The sequence below is a fragment of the Roseateles sp. P5_B10 genome (genome assembly GCF_056400485.1).
On sequence record NZ_JBFULE010000781.1, the window covers coordinates 1 to 2,417 of the forward strand.

Annotated in this window: 3 protein-coding genes; all 3 read left to right on the plus strand. The window is 65.8% G+C overall.

Going from position 1 to position 2,417, the window contains the following annotated elements; genetic code table 11:
* A partial coding sequence (locus tag AC1DU6_RS27530; RefSeq protein ID WP_477861012.1) for a serine/threonine protein kinase occupies positions 1-949 on the plus strand: 949 nt, incomplete at its 5' end.
* Positions 949-1,857 carry a PP2C family protein-serine/threonine phosphatase gene (locus tag AC1DU6_RS27535; RefSeq protein WP_056195341.1) on the plus strand — a complete coding sequence of 303 codons (909 nt, stop codon included), beginning with the start codon at positions 949-951 and terminating at the stop codon, positions 1,855-1,857. The genes AC1DU6_RS27530 and AC1DU6_RS27535, both read left to right, overlap by 1 nt.
* 13 nt (positions 1,858-1,870) lie before the next feature.
* Positions 1,871-2,417, plus strand: a 547-nt coding sequence (gene rph / locus AC1DU6_RS27540; RefSeq protein WP_477861014.1) for a ribonuclease PH, incomplete at its 3' end; no start/stop codon positions are given.

Sequence of the window (2,417 nt, forward strand, 5' to 3'; positions counted from 1 at the left end):
GCCCTTGCCCGCAGGCACGGTGGTTGGGGGCTATCAGATCATCAAGCGGCTGGCGGCGGGCGGTTTCGGCGTGGTGTATCTCGCCGAGGATCCCGACCACCATCTGGTCGCATTGAAGGAATATCTGCCCTCGTCGCTGGCCGAACGTTCGCCCGGCGAACTGACCCCTCGCGTCAAGCCCGAGAAGCAACCGCTATACCGACTCGGCCTGAAGAGCTTCTTCGAAGAGGGCCGTTCGCTCGCGCAGATCTCGCACCCCAGCGTCGTCTCGGTGCTGAATTTCCTGCGCGAGAACGAAACYGTCTACATGGTCATGAACTACCTGCAGGGCGACACCCTGCAGGACTTCATCGTGACCGCGCGCGATATGAAGCGCGACAAGGTCTTCCGCGAGTCGACCATCCGCAGCCTCTTCGACGAGATCCTGCGCGGCCTGCGCATCGTCCATCAGCACAAGATGCTGCACCTGGACATCAAGCCGGCCAATATCTTCATCACCAATGACAACAAGGCCGTGCTGCTGGACTTCGGCGCCGCGCGCGAAGTGCTGAGCAAGGAAGGCAACTTCATCCGCCCGATGTACACGCCGGGCTTTGCTGCGCCCGAGATGTACCGCCGCGACGGTAGCTTGGGCCCCTGGACCGACATCTACGCCATCGGCGCCTGCATCTATGCCTGCATGCAGGGCTACCCGCCGAACGACGCGCCGCAGCGCCTGGAGAAGGACCGCCTGTCCTTGAGTCTGTCGCGCCTGCGCAATGTCTACTCCGACAACCTTCTCGAGGTGACCGAGTGGTGCATGTCGCTGGACGCGCTGTCGCGCCCGCAGAGCGTGTTTGCGCTGCAGAAGGAACTCGCTCGTGAGACTGAAAGGCGTTACACCAAGCTCAGCTTCAGTGAACGCCTCAAACTCCAGCTTGAAAACCTGAAGTCCGGAGCGAAAGCCTGATGCGATTCAATGTCTTCCAGGTCAGCCGTCGCGGTGGCCGTGAGACCAACGAAGACCGCATGGGCTATTGCTTCACGCGGGAGGCGGGACTGTTCGCGCTGGCTGACGGCATGGGCGGCCACCCGGAAGGTGAAGTCGCGGCCCAGATCGCGCTGCAGACGTTGGCCGCGCTGTTCCAGCAGGACGCCCGCCCGGTCATCGAAGACCCACAGCGCTTCCTGCAGGAAACCATCGTCATTGCCCATCAGCAGCTGCTGCGCTATGCCGAGAGCAAGGGCCTGCACGACACGCCGCGCACGACGGTCGTCGCCTGCATCCTGCAGGGCAACCAGGCCTGGTGGGCGCATTGCGGCGATTCGCGCCTGTATCTCGTGCGCGCCGGCAAGCTGATTGCCCGCACCCGCGACCATTCCTATTCCGAGTTGCAGGAAGCCCTGGGCCGCGTGTCCCGCGGCGGCGAGCCTTTCAATCGCAACGTGCTCTTCACCTGCCTGGGCAGCCCCGGCAAGCCCATGGTGGACTGCCAGGGGCCGCTCATCATGGAGGCCTCGGACCGCATCCTGCTGTGCTCCGACGGCCTGTGGGGCAGCGTGGAGGACGGCGAGATCGTTCAGCACATGGCTGACCAGGCCATTACCGAAGCTGTGCCCGAACTGGTCGAGCAGGCCCTGCGCCGCGGCGGCGCGCGCAGTGACAACGTCACCGTGCTGGCCGTCGAATGGGAAGGCGAGGGCGAGCCCAGCGGCGAGACCACGCAGAATCTCGGCAATTCCGGCTTTGCGTCCACCATCCAGGGCGCCCTGGACGCCGACCTTGTCGCCGGCATGGACGACGAGGAGATCGAGCGTTCGATACGCGAGATCAACGAAGTCATCCGCCAATCGGGCCGCGGCGCCAATCGCCGCTAACTCTCCTTTTCTCATGACCAAGACCTTCACGCGCAGCGCAGGCCGCGCCGCCAATCAATTGCGCCCGGTGCGCATCACCCGCGGTTTCACCGTGCATGCCGAGGGCTCGGTGCTGATCGAGTTCGGTGGCACCCGCGTGCTGTGCACGGCCTCGGTCGAGGAGCGCGTACCGCCGCACAAGCGCGGCTCGGGTGAAGGCTGGGTGACGGCCGAGTACGGCATGCTGCCGCGCGCCACCCACACCCGCGGCGACCGCGAGGCCGCCCGCGGCAAGCAGAGCGGCCGCACGCAGGAGATCCAGCGACTCATCGGCCGCTCACTGCGCGCGGTGTTCGACCTGAGCGCCCTCGGCGAGCGCACGATCACGCTGGACTGCGACGTGCTGCAGGCCGACGGCGGCACGCGCACGGCGGCCATCACCGGCGCCTTCGTCGCGGCCCAGGACGCCGTCAACAGGCTGCTGGCCGACAGCAAGCTGTCGCGCTCGCCGATCAAGGACACGGTGGCCGCCATCTCGGTCGGCATCGTCGACGGCGTGCCGCTGCTGGACCTTGAATACA